Origin of the sequence: Streptomyces sp. HUAS MG91, from assembly GCF_040529335.1 — a bacterium.
Classification (GTDB): Bacteria; Actinomycetota; Actinomycetes; order Streptomycetales; family Streptomycetaceae; genus Streptomyces; species Streptomyces tabacisoli.
The window spans coordinates 5954506-5978276 of the sequence record NZ_CP159534.1 but is presented as its reverse complement, the minus strand read 5'-3'; the positions used below and the strand labels follow the sequence as shown (position 1 = coordinate 5978276).

The 23771-nt window shown below is 71.7% G+C and carries 22 protein-coding genes; 9 read left to right on the top strand and 13 right to left on the bottom strand.

Annotated elements, in window-relative coordinates:
- Window positions 1–77: 77 nt before the first annotated feature.
- Window positions 78–1331, bottom strand: a complete 1254-nt coding sequence (eno, locus tag ABII15_RS27270; protein WP_353944916.1) for a phosphopyruvate hydratase — start codon at window positions 1329–1331, stop codon at window positions 78–80.
- 203 nt (window positions 1332–1534) lie between these two features.
- Between eno and ABII15_RS27265 the strand changes: the two genes are divergently transcribed.
- Window positions 1535–1957: a MarR family transcriptional regulator gene (locus ABII15_RS27265; protein WP_353944915.1), complete on the top strand. Its 423-nt coding sequence runs from the start codon at window positions 1535–1537 to the stop codon at window positions 1955–1957.
- A gap of 429 nt (window positions 1958–2386) precedes the next feature.
- Here ABII15_RS27265 and ABII15_RS27260 read toward each other — a convergent pair whose 3' ends face one another.
- Window positions 2387–3604, bottom strand: a complete 1218-nt coding sequence (locus ABII15_RS27260) for a glycosyltransferase family 39 protein (protein ID WP_353944914.1) — start codon at window positions 3602–3604, stop codon at window positions 2387–2389.
- A 216-nt stretch (window positions 3605–3820) separates the two neighbouring features.
- Between ABII15_RS27260 and ABII15_RS27255 the strand changes: the two genes are divergently transcribed.
- Together ABII15_RS27255 and ABII15_RS27250 are read left to right on the top strand one after the other, a co-directional pair.
- Entirely contained in the window at window positions 3821–4432 is a 612-nt protein-coding gene (locus ABII15_RS27255; RefSeq protein WP_353944913.1) for a YceI family protein, read from the top strand.
- Between the two features lie 147 nt (window positions 4433–4579).
- Window positions 4580–6196 (top strand): cytochrome bc complex cytochrome b subunit, encoded by a 1617-nt coding sequence (locus ABII15_RS27250; RefSeq protein WP_353944912.1) that lies wholly within the window; start codon window positions 4580–4582, stop codon window positions 6194–6196.
- Window position 6197: 1 nt separating this feature from the next.
- On the opposite strand, the gene ABII15_RS27245 is transcribed toward ABII15_RS27250, so the two are convergent.
- Complete coding sequence (locus ABII15_RS27245; protein WP_353944911.1) at window positions 6198–6734, bottom strand: GNAT family protein; 537 nt, start codon at window positions 6732–6734, stop codon at window positions 6198–6200.
- A gap of 168 nt (window positions 6735–6902) precedes the next feature.
- Between ABII15_RS27245 and ABII15_RS27240 the strand changes: the two genes are divergently transcribed.
- Together ABII15_RS27240 and ABII15_RS27235 are read left to right on the top strand one after the other, a co-directional pair.
- Window positions 6903–8237 (top strand): oxidoreductase, encoded by a 1335-nt coding sequence (locus tag ABII15_RS27240; protein ID WP_353944910.1) that lies wholly within the window; start codon window positions 6903–6905, stop codon window positions 8235–8237.
- A 111-nt stretch (window positions 8238–8348) separates the two neighbouring features.
- A complete protein-coding gene (locus ABII15_RS27235) occupies window positions 8349–8954 on the top strand; it encodes a hypothetical protein (RefSeq protein WP_353944909.1) in 606 nt (201 codons plus the stop codon).
- Window positions 8955–9010: 56 nt separating this feature from the next.
- Here ABII15_RS27235 and ABII15_RS27230 read toward each other — a convergent pair whose 3' ends face one another.
- From ABII15_RS27230 to ABII15_RS27220, 3 genes are all read right to left on the bottom strand, one after another.
- Window positions 9011–9724: an alpha/beta hydrolase gene (locus ABII15_RS27230; RefSeq protein WP_353944908.1), complete on the bottom strand. Its 714-nt coding sequence runs from the start codon at window positions 9722–9724 to the stop codon at window positions 9011–9013.
- Window positions 9725–9786: 62 nt separating this feature from the next.
- Window positions 9787–10374 carry an SMI1/KNR4 family protein gene (locus ABII15_RS27225; RefSeq protein WP_353944907.1) on the bottom strand — a complete coding sequence of 196 codons (588 nt, stop codon included), beginning with the start codon at window positions 10372–10374 and terminating at the stop codon, window positions 9787–9789.
- Between the two features lie 63 nt (window positions 10375–10437).
- Window positions 10438–11769 (bottom strand): hypothetical protein, encoded by a 1332-nt coding sequence (locus ABII15_RS27220; RefSeq protein WP_353944906.1) that lies wholly within the window; start codon window positions 11767–11769, stop codon window positions 10438–10440.
- Between the two features lie 150 nt (window positions 11770–11919).
- Here ABII15_RS27220 and ABII15_RS27215 point away from each other — a divergent pair, with 150 nt between their 5' ends.
- Complete coding sequence (locus ABII15_RS27215; protein WP_353944905.1) at window positions 11920–13815, top strand: ricin-type beta-trefoil lectin domain protein; 1896 nt, start codon at window positions 11920–11922, stop codon at window positions 13813–13815.
- 67 nt (window positions 13816–13882) lie between these two features.
- Here the strand turns inward: ABII15_RS27215 and cimA are convergent, their stop codons facing one another.
- The 5 genes from cimA to ABII15_RS27190 all read right to left on the bottom strand — a co-directional run bounded on the left by cimA (window position 13883) and on the right by ABII15_RS27190 (window position 19614).
- On the bottom strand, window positions 13883–15529 hold the full coding sequence (gene cimA, locus ABII15_RS27210) for a citramalate synthase (protein WP_353944904.1): 1647 nt from the start codon (window positions 15527–15529) through the stop codon (window positions 13883–13885).
- Between the two features lie 297 nt (window positions 15530–15826).
- Window positions 15827–17140 (bottom strand): MFS transporter, encoded by a 1314-nt coding sequence (locus tag ABII15_RS27205; RefSeq protein WP_353944903.1) that lies wholly within the window; start codon window positions 17138–17140, stop codon window positions 15827–15829.
- Between the two features lie 128 nt (window positions 17141–17268).
- The gene (pcp, locus tag ABII15_RS27200; RefSeq protein ID WP_353944902.1) at window positions 17269–17916 is read right to left on the bottom strand and encodes a pyroglutamyl-peptidase I; all 648 of its coding nucleotides are present in this window, start codon (window positions 17914–17916) and stop codon (window positions 17269–17271) included.
- Window positions 17917–17926: 10 nt separating this feature from the next.
- Window positions 17927–18889 (bottom strand): DUF979 domain-containing protein, encoded by a 963-nt coding sequence (locus ABII15_RS27195; RefSeq protein ID WP_353944901.1) that lies wholly within the window; start codon window positions 18887–18889, stop codon window positions 17927–17929.
- A complete protein-coding gene (locus ABII15_RS27190) occupies window positions 18886–19614 on the bottom strand; it encodes a DUF969 domain-containing protein (protein WP_353944900.1) in 729 nt (242 codons plus the stop codon). The genes ABII15_RS27195 and ABII15_RS27190 overlap by 4 nt, the downstream gene beginning before the upstream one ends.
- Window positions 19615–19815: 201 nt before the next feature.
- Between ABII15_RS27190 and ABII15_RS27185 the strand changes: the two genes are divergently transcribed.
- Genes ABII15_RS27185 through ABII15_RS27175 form a run of 3 tightly spaced genes read left to right on the top strand, consistent with a single transcriptional unit; the run spans window position 19816 to window position 22153 of the window.
- Window positions 19816–20568 carry a 5-oxoprolinase subunit PxpA gene (locus ABII15_RS27185; RefSeq protein ID WP_353947219.1) on the top strand — a complete coding sequence of 251 codons (753 nt, stop codon included), beginning with the start codon at window positions 19816–19818 and terminating at the stop codon, window positions 20566–20568.
- A complete protein-coding gene (locus ABII15_RS27180) occupies window positions 20565–21296 on the top strand; it encodes an allophanate hydrolase subunit 1 (RefSeq protein WP_353944899.1) in 732 nt (243 codons plus the stop codon). The genes ABII15_RS27185 and ABII15_RS27180 overlap by 4 nt, the downstream gene beginning before the upstream one ends.
- Window positions 21293–22153: a biotin-dependent carboxyltransferase family protein gene (locus ABII15_RS27175; RefSeq protein WP_353944898.1), complete on the top strand. Its 861-nt coding sequence runs from the start codon at window positions 21293–21295 to the stop codon at window positions 22151–22153. The genes ABII15_RS27180 and ABII15_RS27175 overlap by 4 nt, the downstream gene beginning before the upstream one ends.
- Here the strand turns inward: ABII15_RS27175 and ABII15_RS27170 are convergent.
- Both ABII15_RS27170 and ABII15_RS27165 read right to left on the bottom strand, forming a co-directional pair.
- Entirely contained in the window at window positions 22137–22694 is a 558-nt protein-coding gene (locus tag ABII15_RS27170; protein ID WP_353947218.1) for a TetR/AcrR family transcriptional regulator, read from the bottom strand. The two genes, ABII15_RS27175 and ABII15_RS27170, sit on opposite strands and share 17 nt — an antisense overlap.
- 50 nt (window positions 22695–22744) lie before the next feature.
- Window positions 22745–23764, bottom strand: coding sequence for an agmatine deiminase family protein (locus tag ABII15_RS27165; protein ID WP_353944897.1), 1020 nt, complete (start codon window positions 23762–23764; stop codon window positions 22745–22747).
- Between the last annotated feature and the right edge of the window lie 7 nt (window positions 23765–23771).

Below are 23771 nucleotides of genomic sequence, written 5' to 3'. Positions count from 1 at the left end.
TCTGCGCGGTGGGCGTGCAGACGCGTCTGCGGCTTGTCCGTGGCTGGTCGCGCGGTTCCCCGCGCCCCTGGCGGCGCTCAGTACTTGGCGGTGCTGCCCAGTTCGCGTTCGATGCGGATCAGGCGGTTGTACTTGGCGGTGCGGTCGGAGCGGGAGAGGGAGCCGGTCTTGATCTGGCCGCAGCCGGTCGCCACCGCCAGATCGGCGATGGTCGTGTCCTCGGTCTCGCCCGAGCGGTGCGACATCACGGCCTTCCAGCCCGCCCGGTGGGCGATGTCCACCGTCTCCAGCGCCTCCGTCAACGTACCGATCTGATTGACCTTGACCAGCACCGCGTTGCCGACCCCCGTGCGGATGCCCTCGCGCAGCAGCTCCGGGTTGGTGCAGAACACGTCGTCGCCGGTGAGCTGGCAGCGGTCGCCGACCCGGGCGGTCAGTTCACGCCAGCCGTCGAGGTCGTCCTCCGCCATCGGGTCCTCGATCGACAGGATCGGGTACGCGTCGATCAGCCCGGCCAGGTAGTCGACCTGCTGGGCCGTGGTGCGGTCGACGCCCTCGCCCCGGTAGGCGTAGACACCGTCGCGGTAGAACTCCGACGACGCCGGGTCCATGATCAGGCCGAGGTCGGTGCCGGGCCGGTACCCGGTGCGCTCGATCGCCGCCATGACGAAGTCGAGCGCCTCCTCGGCGCTGCGCAGCGCGGGCGCGAAGCCGCCCTCGTCGCCGACGCCCGTGGAGTGCCCGGCGGCGAGCAGGTCGCGGCGCAGGGTGTGGAAGACCTCGGAGCCCATCCGGACGGCTTCGGCGAAGGTCGGGGCGCCGATCGGCGCGATCATGAACTCCTGGAAGTCCAGCGGATTGTCGGCGTGGGCACCGCCGTTGACGATGTTCATCATCGGCAGCGGGAGGATACGGGCGTCGGGGCCGCCGAGGTGTCGGTAGAGCGGCAGCCCGTGCGCGGCGGCGGACGCCTTGGCGGCGGCGAGGGAGACGCCCAGCAGGGCGTTGGCGCCGAGCCGGGACTTGGCGGGGGTGCCGTCGAGGGCGGTCAGGGCGGCGTCGAGGCCCGCCTGGTCGTCGGCGTCGCGGCCGATGACGGCCCGCGCGATCTCGCCCTCGACGTGGGCCACGGCACGGTCGACGCCCTTGCCGTGCCAGCGCTCGGGGTCGCCGTCGCGCAGTTCGACGGCTTCGCGGGCGCCGGTGGAGGCGCCGGAGGGGACGGTCGCGCGGCCCTGCGATCCGTCGGCCAGGGTGACGTCGGCCTCGACGGTGGGGTTGCCGCGGCTGTCGAGGACGGCGAGGGCGGTGACGGAGACGATGTCGGGCATGGAGGTCCTTCCCGTTGCTGCGTGCCGCGGCCCTGCTGCGACGACGGTGGCGCGTGCCGCGACAGAGCGAAACTATACAGCCCCGCTGTTCAGTTCTGCTGTTCAGTTCTGCTGTTCAGTTTTGCTGTTCAGGTGTGCTGTGCAGCTTTGCTGCGCAGGTCACGTGCGCAGTTTCGCTGGATACCGCCGGGTAAAGTGCGCTCATGTCTGCCCCGGAATCCGCTGCCGTCGCCGCCGATCTGCGTACCGCGATGGGTCGGCTCACCCGGCGCGTGAAGCACGAGGACCTGATTCCGCACGGCCAGGTCGCCGTGCTCGGCGTGCTGGACCGCGACGGCGCCATGACCACCAGCGATCTCGCCGCCGATCAGCGGGTCAGGCCGCAGTCGATGGCCCGGGCCGTCGGGCTGCTGACGGAGCAGGGGCTTGTGACGCGCCGGGCGCATCCCACCGACGGGCGCAAGTCGCTGGTGGAGCTGACCGATGCCGGGCATGCCGCCCTGGATGCCGAGCGGGGGCGCCGGGCCGGGTGGCTCGCGCAGGCGATCGAGGCCGAGCTCAGCCCCGACGAGCGGGAGTTGCTGTCTCAGGGTGCCGCCCTGATGGAGCGTCTCGCTGGTCGCTGACCCGTCTCCGGGTGCGGCTTTCGTCGTGGCTGGTCGCGCAGTTCCCCGCGCCCCTGGGTCGTTCTTCGGGTGCGGGCCGGTGGCCGCTTCTCGCGCAGTTCCCCGCGCCCCTGAAACCAGTTCCCGTGCGCGGCTCTCGTCGTGGCTGGTCGCGCAGTTCCCCGCGCCCCTGAGATGCGCACTTCGTGCGCCATCTCATCGGAGAGGCGCGGCACCCGCCCTTCATCAGAGGTGCGCCCCGTGTCCTTGATCGGAGGCGCGCGGAGCGCAGCCTCAGAGGGGAGGCTGCGCGTCAGCGCATGCCTCAGGGGCGCGGGGAACTGCGCGACCAGCCACGACGAGAGCCGCACCCGGCAACGAAAAGCCGCGCGCAGCGCAAGGCTCCAGGGGCGCGGGGAACTGCGCGGCCAGCCACGACGCTAGCCGCACTCACAGCGGCGTCTTCACCACCGCCGCCACCCACACCCCGTACGGCAGCGCCACACAGGCCAGCGCCCCCAGCACCACCACAACCCGCGCCCGACTTCGCCCCCACCCGCGCGCCATCGACCGGGCCACCGGAATGAGCAGCGGGAACGCGGGCAGGACGAAGCGGGGCTTGGAGGCGAAGGGGCCGCCGAGCAGCAGCACCATCAGGACCAGGACCCCGCTGAAGACCAGCAGCGGCAGGGCCGTCCGGGGCGAGCGCTCCAGGCACAGCAGGCAGAACAGCACCACGGCGGCGGCGACGAGCAGCACGGACACCGGATAGACGACCTTGCCGCCGTACAGGAAGAGCACCCGCAGGAAGCGCAGCGAACTCGTACCGAAGTCGAGCCCCGACTTCCAGGCGTCCTGCACGGTGAAGTAGCCGTGCAGCAGGTCCCCCGTGCGCGCCCCGACCCACAGCACGTAACCGAGCCACCCCGCGGGGGCGAGCAGCACCGCGAGCCAGGGCCCACGCCCGCGCCCGCGCCGCCGGACGAGTTCCCGGCCGGCGGTGACGACGACCGCGGCGGCGACGGCGAGCCCGGTGGGGCGGGTCAGGCCCGCGAGGGCGGCCAGGGCTCCGGCGAGCGGCCAGTTCCTGCGGAGCAGCGCGTACAGCGCCCAGGCGGCGAGCGCGGCGAACAGCGACTCGCTGTAGGCGAGGGTGAGGACGACCGCCTGCGGCAGCAGCGCCCACAGGGCGACGAGGAAGGTGGCCGTCGCCGTGCCGTACAGGCGGTGCCCGACGGCGTAGACGCCCCAGGCCGCGGCCAGGGCGGCGGCCCAGGCGACGAGCAGCGCCGCCGCTCCGGCGCCGCCCGGCAGGACGGCGTCCGTCGCCCGGGTCAGCAGAGGGAAGAGCGGGAAGAAGGCGAAGTCGGTCTGGACGGTCCCGAAGGAGGAGAGGTATTCGCGGGTGCCGTAGCCGTGAACGGCGATGTGCAGGTACCAGACGGCGTCCCAGGCGTGGGTGAGCGTCCGGGTGGCCGGGTGTCCGCCGTGCAGGTCGGTGAGGACCACCAGGACGACCCCGGTGGCGCGGACCGCCGCGAAGACGGCGAGGGCGCGCAGTACACCCGGCGGCTTCCCGCCGCCCCACCGCCCGGCGGAGACCGGCCCGCCCGGGCGTCCGCCCTGGAGTCCGCCCTGGAGTTCCGTCGCCTCGCCCGTCCGCAGCACGCGCAAAACCTCCCCTTCTCGCACAATGGAGACGTTTAGCTCCACACGGTGTCAACGGGACTTTCCTACCGGTCACCCTCCCGTGCGTCACCGGAGCGACACACAGCGTTTGATGTTGAAAGTTGAACATCATCGCGCTAGAGTCGTCCTCAGTTGAAAGTTCAATCTTCAACATCACGTCGGCACCCCGTGCCGCCCGTCCCCAAGGAGCACGTCATGGGCATCTTCGGCCGCAAGAACGAGACCACCGAGACCACCACCGCTGCCGCCGCCCCGGCCGGCCCGGACCTGAGCACCGTCACGGGCGACTACACCGTCGACCCCGCGCACACCACGCTCGGCTTCGTCGCCCGGCACGCGATGGTGACGAACGTGAAGGGCGGCTTCACCGACTTCACCGGCGAGCTGCACCTCGACGGCTCGGACCCGGCCAAGTCCACCGCGAACTTCGATGTGCAGATGGCCAGCATCGACACCGGCAACGCCGACCGTGACGGTCACCTGAAGAGCGCCGACTTCTTCAAGATCGACGAGTTCCCGACGATGACGTTCCGTTCGACGTCCGCCGAGTCGCTGGGCGGCGACGACTACCGCATCACCGGTGACCTCACGATCCTCGGCACCACCAAGCCGCTCTCCATCGACCTGGAGTTCAACGGCTCGGCCAAGGACCCGTTCGGCAACGAGCGCGTCGGCTTCGAGGGCAAGGCCGAGATCCTGCGCTCGGAGTGGGGCCTGACCTGGAACGCGGCGCTGGAGACCGGTGGCGTCCTCGTCTCCGACAAGATCAAGCTGAACTTCGACATCTCCGCCATCAAGGGCGCCTGAAGCACCCCTGCGGCGCGGTGATCCGGGACGGCCGTCCCGTCCGCGGCATCGACCGGCTCCCTGTGTGACACGTCACAGGAGCCGCCCCGATGTCACGAACGGAGCGGCCGTCCCGTCGTTCTCGTGAGCACCCATGGGAGGTTCACGATGAGCGGGAGAACGGACGCGACGGCGGGCGAGCGGGTCGCGGACTGGGCCGACGGCAGGCTCGGGATCCACGGTCTCGGCCGAAAGTATCTGCGCAAGGTCTTCCCCGACCACTGGTCGTTCCTGCTGGGCGAGATCTGCCTCTACACCTTCGTCATCCTCGTGCTGACCGGCGTCTACCTGACGCTGTTCTTCCATCCGTCGATGAACGAGGTGGAATACCACGGCAGTTACCTGCCGCTGAGCGGTGTGCGCATGTCGGAAGCGTACTCCTCGACGCTCCGCATCAGCTTCGACGTGCGCGGCGGGCTGCTGATCCGGCAGATCCACCACTGGGCCGCGCTGATCTTCGTAGCGGCGATGTTCGTGCACATGATGCGGCACTTCTTCACGGGGTCGTTCCGCAAGCCGCGCGAGCTGAACTGGCTGTTCGGCTGGCTGCTGCTGTTCCTCGCGCTGTTCGAGGGACTGCTCGGGTACTCGCTGCCCGACGATCTGCTCTCCGGCGCCGGGATGCGGCTCATCGAGGGCATGACCCTGGCCGTCCCCGTCGTCGGGACGTACCTGTCGTTCTTCCTCTTCGGCGGCGAGTTCCCGGGCCACGACATCGTGGTCCGCTTCTACTCGATCCACGTCCTACTGCTGCCGGGGATCATGGCGGCGCTCGTCGTCACCCATCTGATCCTGGTCTTCCACCACAAGCACACCCAGTTCCCCGGCCCGGGAAGGACCGAGCGCAACGTGGTGGGCCAGCCCTTCTTCCCGGTCTACGTGGCCAAGGCGGGCGGCTTCTTCTTCCTGGTCTTCGGCGTGGTGGCGGCCATCGCCGCCGTCGCGACCGTCAACCCGGTCTGGGTGTACGGGCCCTACCGCCCCGACCAGGTGTCCACGGGCGCGCAGCCCGACTGGTACCTGGGGTTCGCCGAGGGGCTCGTGCGGGTGATGCCGGGGTGGGAGATCGTGCTCGGCGGGCACACCCTCGCCCTCGGTGTCCTCGTGCCGTTCCTGGCGTTCCCGCTGTGGCTGCTCCTCATCGGGGTGTATCCGTTCGTGGAGGCGTGGATCACGGGCGACCGGCGCGAGCACCATCTGCTGGACCGGCCGCGCAACCGCCCGGTGCGCACCGCGCTCGGGGTGGCCTGGCTGACCGGCTTCCTCGTCGCGATGGCGGCCGGCGGCAACGACCTGTGGGCCACGCACTTCCATCTCTCGGTGAACGCCATCACGTGGACCGCGCGGGTGGCGCTGTTCGCCGGTCCGGCCCTCGCGTTCGTCGTGACCCGGCGGATCTGTCTCGGGCTCCAGCGGCGGGACCGGGACAAGGTGCTGCACGGCCGCGAGACGGGCCGGATCAAGCGGCTGCCGCACGGGGAGTACGTGGAGATCCACGAGCCGCTGGACCGCGCCGAGTCGTTCCGCCTCACCCAGCACGAGCAGCCGGCCGCGCTGGAGGCCCTGCCGGACACGGACGAGCACGGCGTACGCCGCCGGGTGCGGGCCGCTCAGCGGCTGCGGGTGACCCTGTCGCGGTGGATGTTCGGCGCGGGCACACAGGTGCCGAAGGCGCGGCCACCGGAGGTGGAGGAGGAACCGCGACACCCGTCGCTGCGGCCGTGACCTACGGCGTGCGCCGGAAGTCCTCCGCGAGCAGGCCCAGGACGACGTCGTCCTGGAAGGCTCCCATCACCCAGGCCGAGGAGCGCAGCAGGCCCTCGCGCACGAAACCGTTGCGTTCGGCGGCGCGCAGCATCGGGATGTTGTCCGACAAGGTCTCGATCTGCAAGCGGTTCAGGCCGCGCACGACGAACGCGTAGTGGCACAGGGCCGCGACCACGTCGGTGCCGTATCCCTTGCCGCGGGCGGCCGGGAGCAGGCCGAGGCCGATGTGCGCGGACCGGTGGTGGAGGTCGACGCCCCACAGGTTCGCGCCGCCGACCAGGGCGCCGTCGGCCAGCTCCACCACGGAGAACACGAGGTGCCGCTGGTCGTCGTCGTCCACCCGGAACCGGCTCTGCGGTGAGCCGGGCGTGAGCGGCCGCCACGGGTGGCTGTCGGCCCGCGCCGTGGTGGCCACCTGTGCGTAGAGCCCTGCCTCCAGCACCGGGATGTCCTCCTCGTGCCGGGCCCTGAGCCCGATCCTGTCGCCCTTCAGCATGGGAGCTTCCTATCCGGCCGGACCGCACCCCGGCAATCCGATTGTCCGGGCACGGACGATTCCGCCGTACGGGACCGATGGTCGGCGAAGCTGCTGGAAGGATGGGGCGTATGACCATCGCGGCACGGCACCACCACAGACCCGGAAGCACCTGTCCCGCCGGCCGTCATGCGGCTTGATCCGGGCGTCCTGCGGGACAGACTGCTCGACGCGACCGGCACGGTCCTGATCCAACGGGCCCGTATCACCGGCCCGTTGAACCTGGACGGCACCGAGATCAAGGCGCTCGTACGATTCGAGGAGTGCGAGTTCGACGGGCCGGTGAGTCTGGAGGCGGCGTCCACGCTCGCGCTGTCGGTCACGCACAGCAGGCTGCCCGGGCTCAGAGCGCCGACCGCGCACATCGGCGGGCGGCTCGACCTGCGCGGCACGACCGTCGACGGCGCGCTGAATCTGGTGCACGCGCACATCGGGGGCGGGCTGCGGCTCGACGGCGCCCGACTGATCCACCCGGAGGGCACCGCGCTGGAGGCCGGCGGCCTGGTGATGGAGGGCGGGGTCTACTGCGACAGCGGGTTCGAGGCCGAGGGGCTCGTCGGCTTCCCCGGGGCACAGTTGCCGGGCGGGCTGTGGATGCGCGGGTCGCGGATCACCGTCGGGGAACCGGACCTGATCGCGTTCAACGGCGACGGCCTGACCGCATCGACGGTACGGCTGTCGCACGGCTTCAGCACCGACGGACGGATACGGCTGCGCGGCGCCCAGATAGAGGATCTGCTCACCTTCGCCGGAGCGGAACTCCGCAGTGACACAAGCTCGTTGATGTGCGTCGGCGCCCGGGCCGAGGCGCTGGACCTACGCTTCGCGGCCGCCCCGCGCGGCCGGGTGAACCTGCGCAACGCCCACTTCACCCGCATCCAGGACACCCCGGCGACCTGGCCCCCGTCACTCGGCCTGGACGGGCTGACGTACGACTGGCTGGAGGCCACCGCGCCCCGGCGCCGCGACGACGTGACGAACCGGCTGGCCTGGCTGCGCCGCGACGGGGGCTACCGCCCGCAGCCGTACGAGCAACTCGGCCTCAACTACCGGCGGCTGGGCCATGACGACGAGGCGCGCCGGGTGCTGCTGCACCGGCAGCGGCACCGCCGCGCGACCCTCGGCCTCGCGAGCCGCCTGTGGGGCCATCTCCTCGACGCGACCGTCGGCTACGGCTATCGGCCCTGGCTCGCCGGGCTCTGGCTGGCCCTGCTCACGGCCGCGGGCTGGGGCGTCTTCCGCACCCACCACCCCGTGCCGAACAAGGCGGGCGAGGGGCCGCCGTTCCACGCCCTCGTCTACACCCTCGACCTGCTCGTCCCGGTCGGCGGGTTCGGGCAGCGCGACGCCTGGCACTGGGACGGCACCGGGCCGCAGTCGCTCGCGTACGCGCTCGTCGTGATCGGCTGGGTGCTGACCACGGCGGTGGTGGCCGGAGTGACCCGCACCCTGAATCGCAACTAGCAGGACCTTGTTCGGCGGTGTTCGTCCAAACGCGCTGTGCGCCGTCGCTCCGGGTACACGGACGTCATCCGGCCGTCGTCCGAGCCCGTTCGGGAACAAGGAGCACCGTTCATGCGTCTCTACGCCCAGACCCCAGCGCGCCGCAGTCGCCAGCTCCTCGCGGACCTGATCGCGCTCTTCCTGATCGTGCTCACCGTGAAGTTCGCGCTGGCCGTGCGGGACGCCATCCTGACACTGGCCGAGCCCGGCAGGCAGGCGCAGAGCGCGGGTGACAGCCTCGCCTCGCACCTCAACGACGCCGGTGACGCGGCGTCGAAGGTTCCGCTCGTGGGCGACTCGCTCAAGAAGCCTCTCCAGTCCGCGGGCGAGGCGGGGACCAGTCTTTCGGACGCCGGTCAGTCCTTGCAGGACACCGTGGGCCAGCTCGCCGATCTGACCACGCTCGCGCTGATCGTGCTGCCGACCGTCCTCATCCTGCTGGTGTGGCTCGTCCCGCGCCTGCTGTGGATACGACGCTCGGCCTCCACCCGCCGCCTGCTGGACTCCCCCGGCGGCGCCGACCTGCTCGCCCTGCGCGCGCTCACCGGTCCGCGCCGTCCGCTGGCCGCGCTTCCGCAGCCGGCCGGCGGCCTGGCGGACGGGTGGCGGCGCGGCGACCCGGACGTAGTAGCCGACTTGTCGACTCTGATGCTCCGGCGCGCGGGACTGAGGCCCTAGGGACTGTCCGGTGCTCCGGCGCGCAAGGGAATCCGTAACTGCCCGGCCTGCACCAACTAGTGGTGGCTTGCGGCCAGTTCGGTGATGGCGCGGGCCACTCCCGCCGGGTCGACGATCTGGTGGAGGTGCTCGCCGGGCAGCCGCGCCACGGTCCAGCCGCGCTCGCGCGCGTCCGCGGCGGTCTCCTCGTACGGCGGTGCGAACAGCAGGTAGGAACAGGGGTGGTCGTCCCAGCCGGCGGGGACGGGGATGCGCTGTTCGTAGTACGACAGCGGCAGGGTGGGCTGTTCGTCGGTCACCGTCCGCCGGATCGCCGGGTCGGCGAGACCGGCGAACAGCGGCGTGATGTCCGCCTCGTCCCACCAGTCCGTCCAGCGCGGCAGTATCCCCCGTTCGTCGGCCAACGGGCGGAGGAACGCCAGGAGTTCGGGCGGTGCGGCGGGAGTGGGGCCGGTGCGGGACGGGAGCGCCGCGTCGACGAGGACGGAGGCGGCGACGGGGCGGTCCAGGGCCGCGCGGATCGTCGGCAGGAACAGGCCCGCGTTGCTGTGGACCACCAGGACCACGGGGCTGTCGTCGGGGACCCCCGCCAGGCCGGCCCGGACCGCCTCGGCGACGCGGGGCCAGAACGGCGGGCCGTCGTCGCCGACGTGCAGCAGGGACGGGACGCGGGCCCGGTGGCCGGCCGCTTCGAGGCGGGCGGCCACCGGGTGCCAGGTCGTGGGGCCCACGGAGGGGCTGTGGACGAGGACGAAGGTCGTCGGCTGCATGCTCCGAGCCTGCCCCGCGCGGCGGGGTGCGGGCGAGCCGTTCGGCCCGGAGCAGAGTGCCGTCAGGCCCACTCGAGTTCGCCCTCGTGCACTCGGGGCGGGGCTCCGGGCGACAGTTCCGGCACGTCGAGGGCGTCCGCCATGTCCTCCAGGTACACGGAGAGCGACGGATGGACGAGGGTGCGCTCCGCGATCTCCGTCCACTTCCAGATCCGTCCCGTCTCGGCGTCCAGGCACAGCCCGTAGAGGTTGTCGTGCGGGCCGAAGGAGGCGAACGGGATCCAGGAGGGCCGCCAGGACACGTACTCGTCCATGGTGACCCGCATCAGCATCTGCCCGCGGTAGGTCTCGAGCACCGCGTCGAACGACATCGGGGCCCACCGGTCCAGCAGGAAGGGCGTGCCCTCGCCGGGGCCCGCGGTCATTCCCGCGCACCGCCGCCACAGCGCCTTCAGCCCGGCGGGGATGCGGACGCCGAGGTCCCGTTCGAAGGCCGCGAGTTCGTCGTCCGAGGCGCCGGGGCGGAGGAGGGCCGCGGTCGCGGGGGCGTTGCGGTGCAGCCAGGTCTCGATGCGCTGCCAGGCGTCGTCGACCTGCCGGGCCTCGATGGCGGGCTGCCGCGCCCAGGCGTCGCGTATGTCACTGCTCATGACCGTCACCGTAGCGTCGGACGGGCAACCGCGGCGCACCGGAACGGAGTTGGCCGACTCCCGTCAGAAGCCGCCGCCGAAGTCCCCGCCGCCCCCGCCACCGCCGAAGTCGCCGCCCCCGCCGAAGTCACCGAAGTCCGAGGTGTCGAAGTCGGCTCCCGAGACGTCGCCGCCCTCGTAGCCACCGCCGAAGTCGCCATACCCCGAGCCGTAGTCCGCCGCGTACGCCGGGCTCGCCATCATCGAGCCGAGGACCGTGCCGAACAGCAGCCCCGGCAGGATGCCGCCGCCGAAGTAGCCGCCGGCCCAGGGCCCGTAGGCCGGACCCGCGTCGTAGTACGGGCGCCGCTCCCCCGCACCCGTGTCCACCGTCCGCACCAGCGGCTCGGCGCCGTCGCGCAGCCGGGCCGCGTCCGCCGCGCACACCGGCACCTCGCGCGGCGCGCCGCCGGGCGGGGCCCATGCGGCGTCCTCGACGGAGGGCCCGTGGCGCGGGTCGAAGAAGCAGGGGGCGCGGCGCTCGGGCAGCGGGCGGCCCTCGCGGCGAGCGGCGAGCAGGGCGAGGGAGAAGCGGCCGTCCTCGATCGCGCGGGTCACCTCGCGCACGTCCTCGGGGCGCCGGGCCGCCGCCATGTACTGCTTGGCCTTCTCGTAGGCGTCGAGGGCCCGCTCGTAGTCCGCGCGCATCGAGTCGTCGGCGCCCGCCTCGGCCGGGTGGAAGTCGAGCCGGTCCAGTTCCTCGCCGAAGGCCGTGATGTCCTCGTCGACGACGACCCGGAGCCGGTCGAGGGCGGCCCGCTGCTCGGCCTCGCGCCTGCGCCGGTTGCGGCGGACGAGGGCGTAGGCGCCCGCGCCGCCGACGACCACGACGGCGCCGATGCCCGCGAGCGCGCCGACGGGCACCCCGCCGGATTCGCCGCCGCCCCAGGAGGAGGGCGCCGAGCCCTTGGCGGTGCGTACGGCGGCGCCGACGAAGTCGTCGAGCTGCTGTGCCGCCGGTTCGCCCCGGACGCTCGTGGTCAGGTTGTGAACGGCCGCGGTGGACATCACGGCGCTGTCGGCGCGCGCGTCGAAGGCGTCCCCGAGCCGGACGCCGTAGACGCCGACGATCCCCGTCTTGGTCCGCAGATCGGTGAACAGGTCCTTCTTGGGGAAGTCCGGGGGCAGCACCGCCACCATCACCGGCTTGTCCGCGTCCTTGATCGTCTTGGTGAGGGAGTCGACATCGGCCGAGGTCAGCGCGGTGCGGACGGCCGGATCGACGTAGACGGGGTTCTTCTCCAGGGCGTCCGCGACCGTGGAGACGTCCGTCGCGGCGGCGGCGCCGGGCGCCATGGCCACCGGGGCGCCGAACGCGAGGAGGGTCGCGGCGAGGGCCGCAAGAGTGGGCCTCATACTCCGACGCTAACCCAGTCGGGGTGTGAATGGCGGGTCGGAGCATTCGTGACGTGAAGTCTTGACGCGCACATGGAACGCCCTTTAACTCACGTCTTGAACTAAGCCATGAAAGTGGACTGTTGAGCTTCACGGGACACAGGAGGCATCGTGCACACCCCCACGCGATCACTCAGATCGGCACGAGCGGGCAGATCGGCCCGGGTACTGCTGGCCGGAATCCTCACCGCCGCCGGGCTCCTCGGAGCCTCCGCCGGCACGGCTCGGGCGGCCGGTGAACCGGTCGCCGTCTGGCTGACCACCACCGACGACAGCGGCGGCCGGCACGTCACGCGCGGTCTGGCGCAGCAGACCCCGACGGCGTTCCAGTCGGGCACGGGCTCGGCCGGCACCACGATCGACGTCGACGAGAACACCCGCTACCAGACGTTCACCGGCGGCGGCGCGTCCTTCACCGACACCGCGGCCTGGCTGATGAACAGCAGCGGCGCCCTGTCCCAGGCCACCCGGGACGCGACGATGAAGAAGCTGTTCTCGCCGACCGACGGCATCGGACTGTCGTTCATCCGCAACCCCATGGGCGGCTCGGACCTGGCCCGCTTCGGCTACACGTACGACGACGTGCCCGCCGGGCAGACGGACGCCTCGCTGGCGAAGTTCTCCCTGGCCCACGACCAGGCCGACGTGCTGCCGCTGACCAAGCAGGCCAAGCAGCTCAACCCGGCCGCGACCGTGATGGCGTCGCCGTGGACCGCCCCGGCCTGGATGAAGGACAGCGGGCAGCTCAACGGCGGCTGGCTGAAGGCCGAGAACTACGGCACGTACGCCTCGTACTTCGTGAAGTACATCCAGGGCTACCAGGCGGCCGGTGTGCCGGTCGACTACGTGACCGTGCAGAACGAGCCGACCTGCTGCTCGGGCTATCCGTCGATGAGCTGGAACGGCTCCGGGCTCGCCTACTTCACCAAGAGCGAGCTGCTGCCGAAGCTGGCGGGCGCGGGCGTGAAGACCAAGGTCCTCGCGCACGACTGGAACTGGGACACCTACGACGCGTACGCGGCCCCGACCGTCGACGACGCCGCGGTGCGCAGCCATCCGAACTTCGGCGGCATCGCGTGGCACGGCTACGGCGGCGACGTCGCCAAGCAGACCGAGATCCACAACAAGTACCCGTCCCTGGACGCCTTCCAGACCGAGCACTCCGGCGGCACCTGGATCGCGAACCAGCAGCGCGAGGACATGATGAACATCATCGACTACACCCGCAACTGGGCGAAGTCGGTGACGAAGTGGTCGCTGGCCGTGGACCAGAACCGCGGTCCGCACAACGGCGGCTGCGGTACGTGCGACGGGCTGATCACCGTCCACAACGGCGACGCGAGCAGCGGCAAGGTCGACTACAACATCGAGTACTACACGATGGGCCACCTGACGAAGTTCGTCCGGCCGGGTGCGTCCCGGATCGCCTCGACCGCGTCGTCCACGGTGCCGAACGTCGCCTGGCGCAACACCGACGGCTCCAAGGCGCTGATCGCCTACAACGACGCCTCCACCGCGAAGGACGTCACCATCAACTGGGGCGGCCAGCACGTCACTTACTCGCTGCCGGGCAAGACCTCGGCGACCTTCACCTGGAGCGGCACGCAGTCGGGCGGCGGCGACCGCACCGGCGCGCTGCACGGGCTGGGCGGCAAGTGCCTCGACGTGAAGGACGGGTCGACGGCCAACGGGACGGCCGCGCAGATCTGGACCTGCTACGCCGGTTCGCAGAACCAGACGTGGACCGTGAAGGCCGACGGCACGGTACGGGCGCTCGGCAAGTGCCTCGACGTGGCGTCGGGGTCGACCGCGAACGGCGCGAAGGTCCAGCTCTACGACTGCAACGGCTCGGGCGCACAGCAGTGGCGGCTCGAATCGTCCGGTGACCTGGTGAATGTTCCGGCGGGCAAGTGCCTTGATGTGACCGGGAATTCGTCGGCGGACGGGGTCGGTACGCAGATCTGGTCGTGCACCGGGGCCGGCAATCAGAAGTGGACGCTGTCGTAGCCGAGGCCCGGGGCTCTGCCCCGGACCCCGCTCCTCGATCGCCGGAGGGGCTTGACCTCCCCTCCGTCTACTCCACCGGCTCCACCCCGGCGCGCAGCAGCCCGTACGTGTAGGCGTCCTCCAGGGCGCCCCACGAGGCCGCGATGACGTTCTCGGCGACTCCGACCGTGGCCCACTGGTCGGAGCCGTCGGTCGTGGAGATCAGGACGCGGGTCGTGGAGGACGTGCCGTGCTTGCCCTCCAGGATGCGGACCTTGTAGTCGACCAGTTCCAGCTCGGCGAGCTGCGGGTAGATCCGCTCCAGGGCGACGCGCAGGGCCCGGTCCAGGGCGTTGACCGGGCCGTTGCCCTCCGCCGTGGCGACGATCCGCTCGCCCTTGGCCCAGAGCTTCACGGTGGCCTCGTTGGCGTGGGTGCCGTCGGGGCGGTCCTCGACGATGGCCCGCCAGGACTCGACGCGGAAGTAGCGCCGCGCCCGGCCCTCGGCCTCCTCGCGCAGCAGCAGTTCGAAGGAGGCGTCGGCGGCCTCGTACGTGTAGCCCTGGAGCTCGCGCTCCTTCACGCGCTCCACGACCCGGCCGACCAGCTCGCGGTCGCCGCCGAGGTCGACGCCGAGCTCCTTGCCCTTGAGCTCGATGGAGGCGCGGCCCGCCATGTCGGAGACCAGCATCCGGATGCGGTTGCCGACCAGCTCGGGGTCGATGTGCTGGTACAGGTCCGGGTCGACCTTGATGGCGGAGGCGTGCAGGCCCGCCTTGTGGGCGAAGGCGGAGACGCCCACGTAGGGCTGGTGCGTGGACGGGGTGAGGTTCACGACCTCGGCGATGGCGTGCGAGATGCGGGTCATCTCGCGCAGCGCGCCCTCGGGCAGCACCTTCTTGCCGTACTTCAGCTCCAGGGCGGCGACGACCGGGAACAGGTTGGAGTTGCCGACGCGCTCGCCGTAGCCGTTGGCCGTGCACTGGACGTGGGTGGCGCCGGCGTCGACGGCGGCGAGGGTGTTGGCGACGGCGCAGCCGGTGTCGTCCTGGGCGTGGATGCCGAGCCGGGCGCCGGTGTCGTCCAGGACGGTGTGCGTGATCGCCTGGACCTGGGCGGGGAGCATCCCGCCGTTGGTGTCGCAGAGCACGACGACCGAGGCGCCGGCCTCGTGCGCGGCGCGGACGACGGCCTTGGCGTACGCGGGGTTGGCGCGGTAGCCGTCGAAGAAGTGCTCGCAGTCGACGAAGACGCGGCGGCCCTGGGCGACCAGGTGGGAGACGGTGTCGCGGACCATCTCCAGGTTCTCGTCGAGGGTGGTGCGCAGTGCCAGTTCGACGTGCCGGTCGTGGGACTTGGCGACCAGGGTGATCACCGGGGCGCCCGAGTCGAGCAGCGCCTTGACCTGCGGGTCCTCACTGGCCTTCCCGCCTGCCCTGCGGGTCGCGCCGAAGGCGACCAGCTGGGCGTGCCGGAAGTCGATCTCCTCCTGCGCGCGGGCGAAGAACTCGGTGTCGCGGGGGTTGGCCCCGGGCCAGCCGCCCTCGATGAAGCCCACGCCGAAGTCGTCCAGGTGCCGGGCGATGGTCAGCTTGTCCGCGACGGTGAGGTTGATGCCCTCGCGCTGCGCGCCGTCGCGCAGCGTGGTGTCGAAGACGTGGAAGGCGTCGGAGACCTCGTGGGCGTCGAGGGAGGCGTCGAGTTCGCCGGTGTGTTCGCTCGGGCTGCTGCTCATGGCTGTCTGGCTCCTGTTGGGAATCTCGGTCGTCGTACCGGAATGACCGGTTCCACCGTCCATCTATGATCCCCCGCGCTCTTCTCCCGGCTTCGGGTGGGCCGAGAAACAGAAAAACCCCTCGCGGGTGCGAGAGGTCTGCGCGCGGGTCGAGGACGACGGTGTCCGCCCGTACCGGGTCGTACGAGGCGGTCACTGCGGACCGGCGCGCCTGCTGCCAATAATCATGGCGAACGAGAGCACGGCGGCAGTCTGCCACAGCCCGGGCCGGTCCCGGACTGTGGTCTCACGATGCGGTCAGGCGGGCTGGTTCTGTACGGCTTCGGCCCGCTGGACCCGGCTCAGGTCGATGTCGCGGGTCTCGCGCATCGTCAGGTAGACGATCAGCGACACGGCCGCGCAGCCGGCGACGTACCAGTAGAAGCCCGATTCGACGCCGGCGTTCTTGAACCACAGGGCGACGTACTCGGCGGTGCCGCCGAACAGGGCGTTGGCGATGGCGTACGGCAGGGCGACGCCGAGGGCGCGGATGCCGGTCGGGAACAGTTCGGCCTTCACACAGGCGTTGATGGAGGTGTAGCCGGTGACGACGACCAGCGCGAGCAGGGCGAGGCCCAGGGCGGGCCAGAACGAACCCGCGTGCTGGAGCAGCGTCATGATCGGGACCGTCAGGAAGGTGGAGCCGACGGCGAAGGTGATCAGGAGGGGGCGGCGCCCGATGCGGTCGGAGAGGGCGCCCGCGAGCGGCTGGATGCAGGCGAAGACGACGAGCGCGCAGAACGAGACGAGCGTCGCCGTCTCCTTGCTCAGGCCGGCCGAGTTGGACAGGTACTTCGTGAGGTAGGTGGTGTACGTGTAGTAGGCCACGGTGCCGCCCATGGTGAGCGCGATGACGAGGAACGCCTCGCGCTTGTGCGCCCACAGGGCCTTGATCGTGCCCTTGTCGTCGCCGCCCACCGTGGCGTCGTCGTCGGCCGACTCCGCGTAGACCTCGGTCTCCAGCATCGAGCGGCGCAGCCAGAAGATGATCGCGGCGCCGAGCGCGCCGATGATGAACGGGATGCGCCAGCCCCAGCTGTGCAGGGCGTCGTCGCTCATGGTGCGCTGGAGGACGATCTGCAGGCCGAGGCCGACGATCTGGCCTGCCGTCATCGACACGTACTGGAAGCTGGAGGCGAAGCCGCGCCGCTCGGGGGCGGAGGCCTCGGTGAGGTAGGTGGCGCTGGCCGCGTACTCGCCGCCGACCGAGAGTCCTTGCAGGAGGCGCGCGATGAGCAGCACGACGGCGCCGCCGTATCCGGCTACGGCGTAGGTCGGCGCGACGGCGATGAGCACGGCCGACGCGGACATGAGGGTGACCGTGAGGGTCAGCGCGGCCTTACGTCCCTTGCGGTCGCCGACCCGGCCGAGCAGCCAGCCGCCGACCGGGCGCATGAAGAAGCCGACGGCGAAGATGCCGGCCGTGTTCATCAGCTGGGCGGTGGGGTTGCCGTCGGGGAAGAAGGCTCCCGCGAAGTAGGTGGCGAAGCTCGCGTACACGAACCAGTCGAACCACTCGACCATGTTCCCGGCCGATCCGACCAGGATCTTCTTCCATTGCTCTCGTCCCATGACGGGCCACCATGGGTGATCGTTCCGACCCCTGACAAGGGTGCACCCGGCAACGATCCCGCGTACTTGTGTTCTTTGCGTTCACAGCGCGGGCCGGTGGGGGCTGATCGCGCAGTTCCCCGCGCCCCCTAGTGCGTAGCCCCCTCGCTGACGTGCAGGTCGTCGTCGGTGACCGCGGCGGCGGCGAGGAGCGCGGCGATGCCTCGGGCCACCGTCTCCACGGGAAGCGTCGCCGCCGAGCCGTCCGGCACCTGCTCCGGTGCCCACGGCACATGCACGAATCCGCCCCGAACGCCCGGGAGTTCGGTCGCCAGCAGATGCGCGAGCCCGTACGCGACGTGGTTGCAGACAAAGGTGCCGGCGGTGTTGGAAACGGCCCCCGGAACCCCCGCGGAGCGCAGCGCGGCCACACACGCCTTCACCGGCAACGAGGAGAAGTACGCCGCCGGACCACCCGGCACCACGGGCGCGTCGATCGGCCGCGCCCCGGCGTTGTCGGGGATGCGCGCGTCGTCGACGTTGATCGCGACGCGCTCGACGGTGACCCCGTTCCGGCCGCCCGCCTGCCCGAGGCAGACCACGAGATCGGGCCGCACCTCGTCGACGGCGGCCCGCAGCGCGGTGAGCGATTCCCCGAAGACGCACGGGAGTTGGACCGCCGTCACGGCGATGCCCGCAGGCGGCTCGGCGGCGACGAGCTCGGCCGCCTGCCAGGACGGGTTCACGGACTCCCCGCCGAAGGGCTCGAATCCGGTGAGCAGAACTCGGACAGTCACTGTGTCTCCCTCAGACCGCGAAGATCGCCATGAACACGATGTTGCAGCCGAGCAGCGCGAGCGCCGTCGGCAGTTGCGCCTTGATCGGCCCGTACTGGTCCTTCAGTTCGAGCAGCGACGCGGGAACGATGTTGAAGTTGGCCGCCATGGGCGTGCACAGGGTGCCGCTGAACCCGGCGAGCATGCCGATGGCGAGGACGGCGACCTCGTTGCCGTGCATCTGCTGGATGAGCACCGGCCAGCCGATGGCGGCGGTCATGACCGGGAACGCGGCGAACGCGTTGCCCATGATCACGGTGAACAGGAACATGCCGAGGCAGTAGGCGAGCACGGCGGCGTACTTGGAGCCGTCGGGCAGCACGTCGTTCACCAGCTTGCCGACCTGGGTGCCGACCCCGGCGAGCGCGAAGATCGACCCGAGGACGGACAGGAGCTGCGGCAACAGCAGCGCCGCGCCCATGGACTCCAGCATCGAGCGGCCGGAGGTCAGCGGCACGGACAGCCTGCGCTCGCCGGTGACGAGCATGCCGACGACCAGTGCGACGACGCAGCCGACGCCGAGCCCGATGAGCGTGGCCTTGCCCGTCTCGAACAGGCCGGAGCCGTCGAGGAGCGAGGCGCAGACGATCGCGACGAGGGGGATGGTGAGCGCGGGGACGAACAGCTTGTTGCCGAGTCGCGCGGCGGACGCCGTGCGCTCCTCCTCCGTCGTGGTGACGGGCACGCCCTTGCCGATGAAGTTGAACCCGGCGAGCACGATCAGCGCGAGGACGGCGACGCCGAGCGGTTCGGCGGGGAGCGTGAAGCCCTCGGTGCCGGTGACCCCGGTCCCGTAGGGGAAGGTCAGGCCGAGCAGTCCCCAGAAGGCGGCGGACGTCCAGCGCTTGGGGTTGGTGCGGTCCTTCGCCATCTGCACGGCCATGACGACGAAGACGAGACCGACGAGCCAGTACAGCCACTCGACCCTGATCACTTGCCGGCCTCCTTGGACGCGTCGGGCAGCGGGTAGGCGTTCTCGGCGGCCGTGGCGGCCATCTCGCGCTCCAGCTTCCGGTCGAGCAGGAGCAGCCGGGCGCCGTGGATGAGGAAGGCGCAGACGGCCGACGGGATGGCCCACAGGGCGAGTTGGGTGGGTTCGAGGTTCTGGTGGTACGTGGAGTTCACGAAGCCGGTGATGAGCAGGATCGAGCCGATGGCGATGAAGCAGTCCTCGCCGAAGAAGAGGCCGACGTTGTCGGCGGAGGCGGCGTAGGAGCGGACCTTCTCGCGCAGCCGGTCGGGCAGTTTCGCCCCGCCGGTGCGTTCGGCGGCGGCCTCGGCCATGGGCGCCACCAGCGGGCGCACGGTCTGGGCCGGGCCGCCGAGGTTGTTGAGGCCGAAGGCCGCGGTGATCTGGCGGACCAGCAGGTACACGGTGAGGAACCGGCCGGCGCTGAGCCGGCCGAGCTTGCCGATGAGGGTGCGGGCCTGTTCGCGCAGGCCGTACCGCTCCAGCAGGCCGATCACGGGGAGCACGACGGCGAACACGGTGACGGACCGGCTGTCGGCGAACGCCGTGCCGAAGGCGGCCAGGATCGCCTGCGGATCCATCCGGCCGAGCAGCCCGGTGGCGATACCGGCGACCCCCACCACGAGGACGGGGTTGCGGCGCGTGACGAATCCGAGGATCACCACGAGCACGCCGAGGAGAACGATCATGCGGCGGCCTTCACGGGGAGGGACAGGGCAGGACACGGAACCGGACCATGCGATTCCGGGGACGCCCGGACCCTAGGCGATCGTTGAACGATCGAACAAGGGGCATCCGATAACCGGACACCGCCCCCGCGACGGTTCGCCCATTTCGGGCTCTTGTCGAATCGTTCAACAATCGCTTACGTTGAGCAGGTGATCCAGGACGTGATGGACCTCAACGCAGACCTCGGCGAAGGATTCGGCCGCTGGACCCTCACCGACGACGAGGCCCTGCTCTCCGTCGTCACCAGTGCCAACGTCGCCTGCGGTTTCCACGCGGGCGACCCCAGCGTGATGCGGCGGGTCTGCGCGCTCGCGGCCGAGCGCGGGGTGCGGATCGGCGCGCAGGTGTCGTACCGCGACCTCGCGGGGTTCGGGCGCCGCGCCATGGACGTTCCGGCGGACGAGCTGGCCGCCGAAGTCGCTTACCAGATCGGCGCGTTGCGGGTGTTCGCGGAGGCGGCCGGGTCCACGGTCTCGTACGTCAAGCCGCACGGCGCGCTCTACAACCGGACGGTGCGTGACGCGGAGCAGGCGCGCGCGGTGGTCGACGGCGTGCTGCTGGCCGGTGGCGGGCTGCCCGTCCTCGGGCTGCCCGGGTCGCGGCTCCTGGCCGCCGCCGAGGAGGCGGGGCTCACCCCGGTCCGGGAGGCCTTCGCCGACCGCGCGTACACCCCCGAGGCCACCCTCGTGCCGCGTCGCGAGCCCGGCGCCGTGGTCGAGGACGCGGACGCCGTGGTGCGCCGCGCGGTCGGCTTCGCCGTGGACGGCCGTGTCGAGGCGGCGGACGGCAGCCTGGTCGCGGTCGCCGCCCGTTCGCTGTGCGTGCACGGCGACACCCCGGGCGCGGCCCGGACCGCGGCCAGGGTGCGGACGGCTCTGGAGGACTCCGGGGTCACGGTGGGTGCGTTCACGTGAGCGGCGATCTGGTGGTGCGGCCCGTCGGGCGGCAGGCGCTGCTCGTCGAGCTGCCGGACGCCGACCGCACCGGCGCCCTGCACGCGGAACTGCTGCGCCGCCGCGCCGCCGGGACCCTGCCCCCGGTCGGCGAGATCGTGCCGGGCGCCCGCACGATCCTCCTCGACGGCGTGCCCGACCCGGGACCGCTGGCGCGCCGGCTCCGCGACTGGGACGTGCCGTCGGCTCCCCCGGCGGACGGCGACGTCGTCACGGTTCCCGTGGTCTACGACGGGCCGGACCTGGCCGACGTGGCCGCGCTGTGGGGTGTCGCCGAGGACGAGGTGGGGGCGCTGCACTCCTCGTACACGTACCGCGTCGCGTTCTGCGGTTTCGCTCCGGGCTTCGGCTATCTCACCGGGCTGCCCGGGGAGTTGCACGTGCCGCGCCGATCGACTCCGCGTACGCGGGTGCCGGCCGGTTCGGTGGCCCTTGCCGGGCCTTATTCGGCGGTGTATCCGAGGGCGACGCCGGGGGGCTGGCAGATCATCGGGACCATGCCGGATCCGTCGGCCCTGTGGGATCCGGCCAGGGAACGGGCGGCGCTGCTGTCGCCCGGAACGCTGGTCCGGTATGCGCCCCTGCCACGGGGCTCCGCCCCGGACCCCGCTCCTCAATCGCCGGAGGGGCTTGATCTGCCGCGCTCGCAGTCGGCCGCCGACAGAAGCAGCGACGGCGAGGGACGATGACCACCAAGCTGACAGTCACCCGCTCCGGCGCCCTCACCACGATCCAGGACGCCGGCCGCCGGGGCCTCGCCCACCTGGGAGTCCCCCGCAGCGGCGCCCTGGACGCCCCCGCGATGGACCTGGCCAACCGGCTGGCCGGAAACCCAAAGGGCACCGCCGTCCTGGAGACGACCCTGACCGGGTGCGCCCTGCGCCCCGACCGCCCGGTCACCATCGTGGTCGGCGGCGCGCCCTGCGCGGTCACCGTCGACGGCCGCCCCGCGCCGTGGGGCGCCCCGGTGCGGGTCCCCGCCGGGGCCGTTCTCGACGCGGGCCCGGCCACCGGCGGCCTGCGCTCGTACCTCGCGGTGTCCGGCGGCATCGCCGTCGACCCGGTGCTCGGCAGCCGCGCCACCGATCTCCTGTCGGGCCTGGGCCCGGACCCGCTCGCCGAGGGCACGGTGCTGCCCGTGGGCCGGGCGCGCCCGGTTCCGGTGCTTCCCGTGGCGGCGCCCTGGCCCGCCCCGCCCGCCGAACTCGTCCTGCCGGTGCGGCTCGGCCCGCGCGCGGACTGGTTCACCGAAGACGGCCTGCGCACGTTCCTGTCGGCCGTGTTCACCGTCTCGGCGCACAGCAACCGCATCGGCCTGCGCACCGAGGGCCCGGCCCTGGAGCGGGTCGCGGAGGGCGAGCTGCCCAGTGAGGGCATGGTCCTGGGCGCGGTGCAGGTGCCGCCGGACGGGCGCCCGGTGGTGTTCCTGCACGACCATCCGACGACCGGCGGCTATCCGGTGATCGCCGTGGTCGCGCCGGAGGCCCTGGCCGCGGCGGCGCAGGCGGCGCCGGGCATCCCGGTCCGGTTCACGCCGAGCCGCTGACCGCGAGCCCGTCGTCCAGGAACTCCCGTACGTGGGCGAGGACTTCGTCGCGTCCCGCGCCGCGCAGGCCGATGACGACCTGGATCGAGAAGCCGTCGAGCAGCGCCCGCAGGCGGGCCGCGAACCGGTCCGGGTCCACGGCCCGGAACTCGCCCCGCGAGATCCCCTCGGCGAGCAGCGCCACCAGGTCGCGGTGCCAGGCGCCCTCGATGGCGGCCTGCCGGGCGCGGGCGGAGGTGTCGGCGGCGGCGCTCTTCGAGCGGTTCCACACCTCCAGCCACAGCGACCAGTGCGGGTCGCGGTAGCCGCCGGGCACGTACAGATCGACGTAGCCGTCGACGCGCTCCCGGGAGCTGCCGTCACGCACCAGCAACTCCCGCCGCTCCGCGCCGAGCCGCCCCTCGCTCCACTCCAGGGTGCGCAGCAGCAGCTCGTCCTTGGACCCGAAGTGGTACGCGAGATGGCCGCTGCTCATGCCGACCGCGCGGCCGAGCGCGGCCAGGGTGAGCTTCTCCAGGCCGTGCTCGGCGATCATCACCATGGTCGCGGCGAGCACGTCCTCGCGGGGCGGCGCCGGTGTGTGGCGCCGGGTCACGTCGCGGGCTGCTGCTGGGTGATGCAGTGGATGCCGCCACCGGCCGCGAAGACGGTCCGGGCGTCGACCAGCGTGACCGTGCGGGACGGGAACAGCCTGCGGAAGATCGCGGCGGCCTTCTCGTCGTTCGGATCGTCGAAGCCGCACAGGACCACGCCGTCGTTGCAGAGGTAGTGGTTGATGTACGAGTAGTCGACCCAGCCCTCGTCGTCGGTGAGGACGGTCGGGGCCGGGACCTCGACGATCTCCAGCGGGCGGCCCTGCGCGTCGGTCTGTCCGGACAGTACGCCGATGATCTCGCGGCTCACCTCGAAGTCGGGGTGGGCGGGGTCCTGCTGGGAGTGGACGAGGACGACGCCCGGCGCGGCGAAGGCGGCGACGATGTCGACGTGGCCGCGCGTGCCGAACTGGCCGTAGTCGCCGGTGAGTCCGCGCGGCAGCCAGATCGCCTTGGTCGTGCCGATCCGGGCGTGGATCTCGGCCTCGACGCGCTCCTTGGTCCAGCCGTTGTTGCGGTCCGGGTCGAGCTGGACGGTCTCGGTGAGGAGCACGGTGCCCTCGCCGTCGACGTGGATGCCGCCGCCCTCGTTGACCAGGACCGAGGAGTGGGCGGGGACGCCGGTGAGGTCGGCGATGTGCCGGGCGATCTTGGAGTCGTGCTCCCAGCGGGCCCAGTCCTGGGCGCCCCAGCCGTTGAACGTCCAGTCCACGGCGGCCAGTTCGCCGGACTCGGTGTGCTTCACGAACGTGGGGCCGATGTCGCGCATCCACGCGTCGTCGAGGTCCCGCTCGACCAGCTCGACGGCCGGGTCGAGGAGTGCGCGGGCGGAGTCGTGCTGACCCGGGCCGACGACCATCGTCACCGGCTCGTACGCGCGCACGGCGTTGGCGACGGCCGCCCACGCGGTACGGGCCTCGGCCAGCTCGATGTCGTCGGCGAAGGTCGGGTTGGGGCTCGGCCACGCCATCCAGGTGCGCTCGTGCGGGGCCCACTCGGGCGGCATGAAGTACGTCATCGCGGGG

What these genes read in the sequence shown, in the direction of transcription:
- ABII15_RS27255 (WP_353944913.1), top strand. Translation starts at nt 3,821, where the DNA reads ATGGGCATCTTCGGCCGCAAGAACGAGACCACCGAGACCACCACCGCT.
- cimA (WP_353944904.1), bottom strand. Translation starts at nt 15,529, where the DNA reads ATGAGCAGCAGCCCGAGCGAACACACCGGCGAACTCGACGCCTCCCTC.
- ABII15_RS27240 (WP_353944910.1), top strand. Translation starts at nt 6,903, where the DNA reads ATGCGGCTTGATCCGGGCGTCCTGCGGGACAGACTGCTCGACGCGACC.
- ABII15_RS27265 (WP_353944915.1), top strand. Translation starts at nt 1,535, where the DNA reads ATGTCTGCCCCGGAATCCGCTGCCGTCGCCGCCGATCTGCGTACCGCG.
- ABII15_RS27225 (WP_353944907.1), bottom strand. Translation starts at nt 10,374, where the DNA reads ATGAGCAGTGACATACGCGACGCCTGGGCGCGGCAGCCCGCCATCGAG.
- ABII15_RS27230 (WP_353944908.1), bottom strand. Translation starts at nt 9,724, where the DNA reads ATGCAGCCGACGACCTTCGTCCTCGTCCACAGCCCCTCCGTGGGCCCC.
- ABII15_RS27170 (WP_353947218.1), bottom strand. Translation starts at nt 22,694, where the DNA reads ATGGTGATGATCGCCGAGCACGGCCTGGAGAAGCTCACCCTGGCCGCG.
- ABII15_RS27235 (WP_353944909.1), top strand. Translation starts at nt 8,349, where the DNA reads ATGCGTCTCTACGCCCAGACCCCAGCGCGCCGCAGTCGCCAGCTCCTC.
- ABII15_RS27190 (WP_353944900.1), bottom strand. Translation starts at nt 19,614, where the DNA reads ATGATCGTTCTCCTCGGCGTGCTCGTGGTGATCCTCGGATTCGTCACG.
- ABII15_RS27175 (WP_353944898.1), top strand. Translation starts at nt 21,293, where the DNA reads ATGACCACCAAGCTGACAGTCACCCGCTCCGGCGCCCTCACCACGATC.
- ABII15_RS27165 (WP_353944897.1), bottom strand. Translation starts at nt 23,764, where the DNA reads ATGACGTACTTCATGCCGCCCGAGTGGGCCCCGCACGAGCGCACCTGG.
- ABII15_RS27245 (WP_353944911.1), bottom strand. Translation starts at nt 6,734, where the DNA reads ATGCTGAAGGGCGACAGGATCGGGCTCAGGGCCCGGCACGAGGAGGAC.
- eno (WP_353944916.1), bottom strand. Translation starts at nt 1,331, where the DNA reads ATGCCCGACATCGTCTCCGTCACCGCCCTCGCCGTCCTCGACAGCCGC.
- ABII15_RS27220 (WP_353944906.1), bottom strand. Translation starts at nt 11,769, where the DNA reads ATGAGGCCCACTCTTGCGGCCCTCGCCGCGACCCTCCTCGCGTTCGGC.
- ABII15_RS27205 (WP_353944903.1), bottom strand. Translation starts at nt 17,140, where the DNA reads ATGGGACGAGAGCAATGGAAGAAGATCCTGGTCGGATCGGCCGGGAAC.
- ABII15_RS27250 (WP_353944912.1), top strand. Translation starts at nt 4,580, where the DNA reads ATGAGCGGGAGAACGGACGCGACGGCGGGCGAGCGGGTCGCGGACTGG.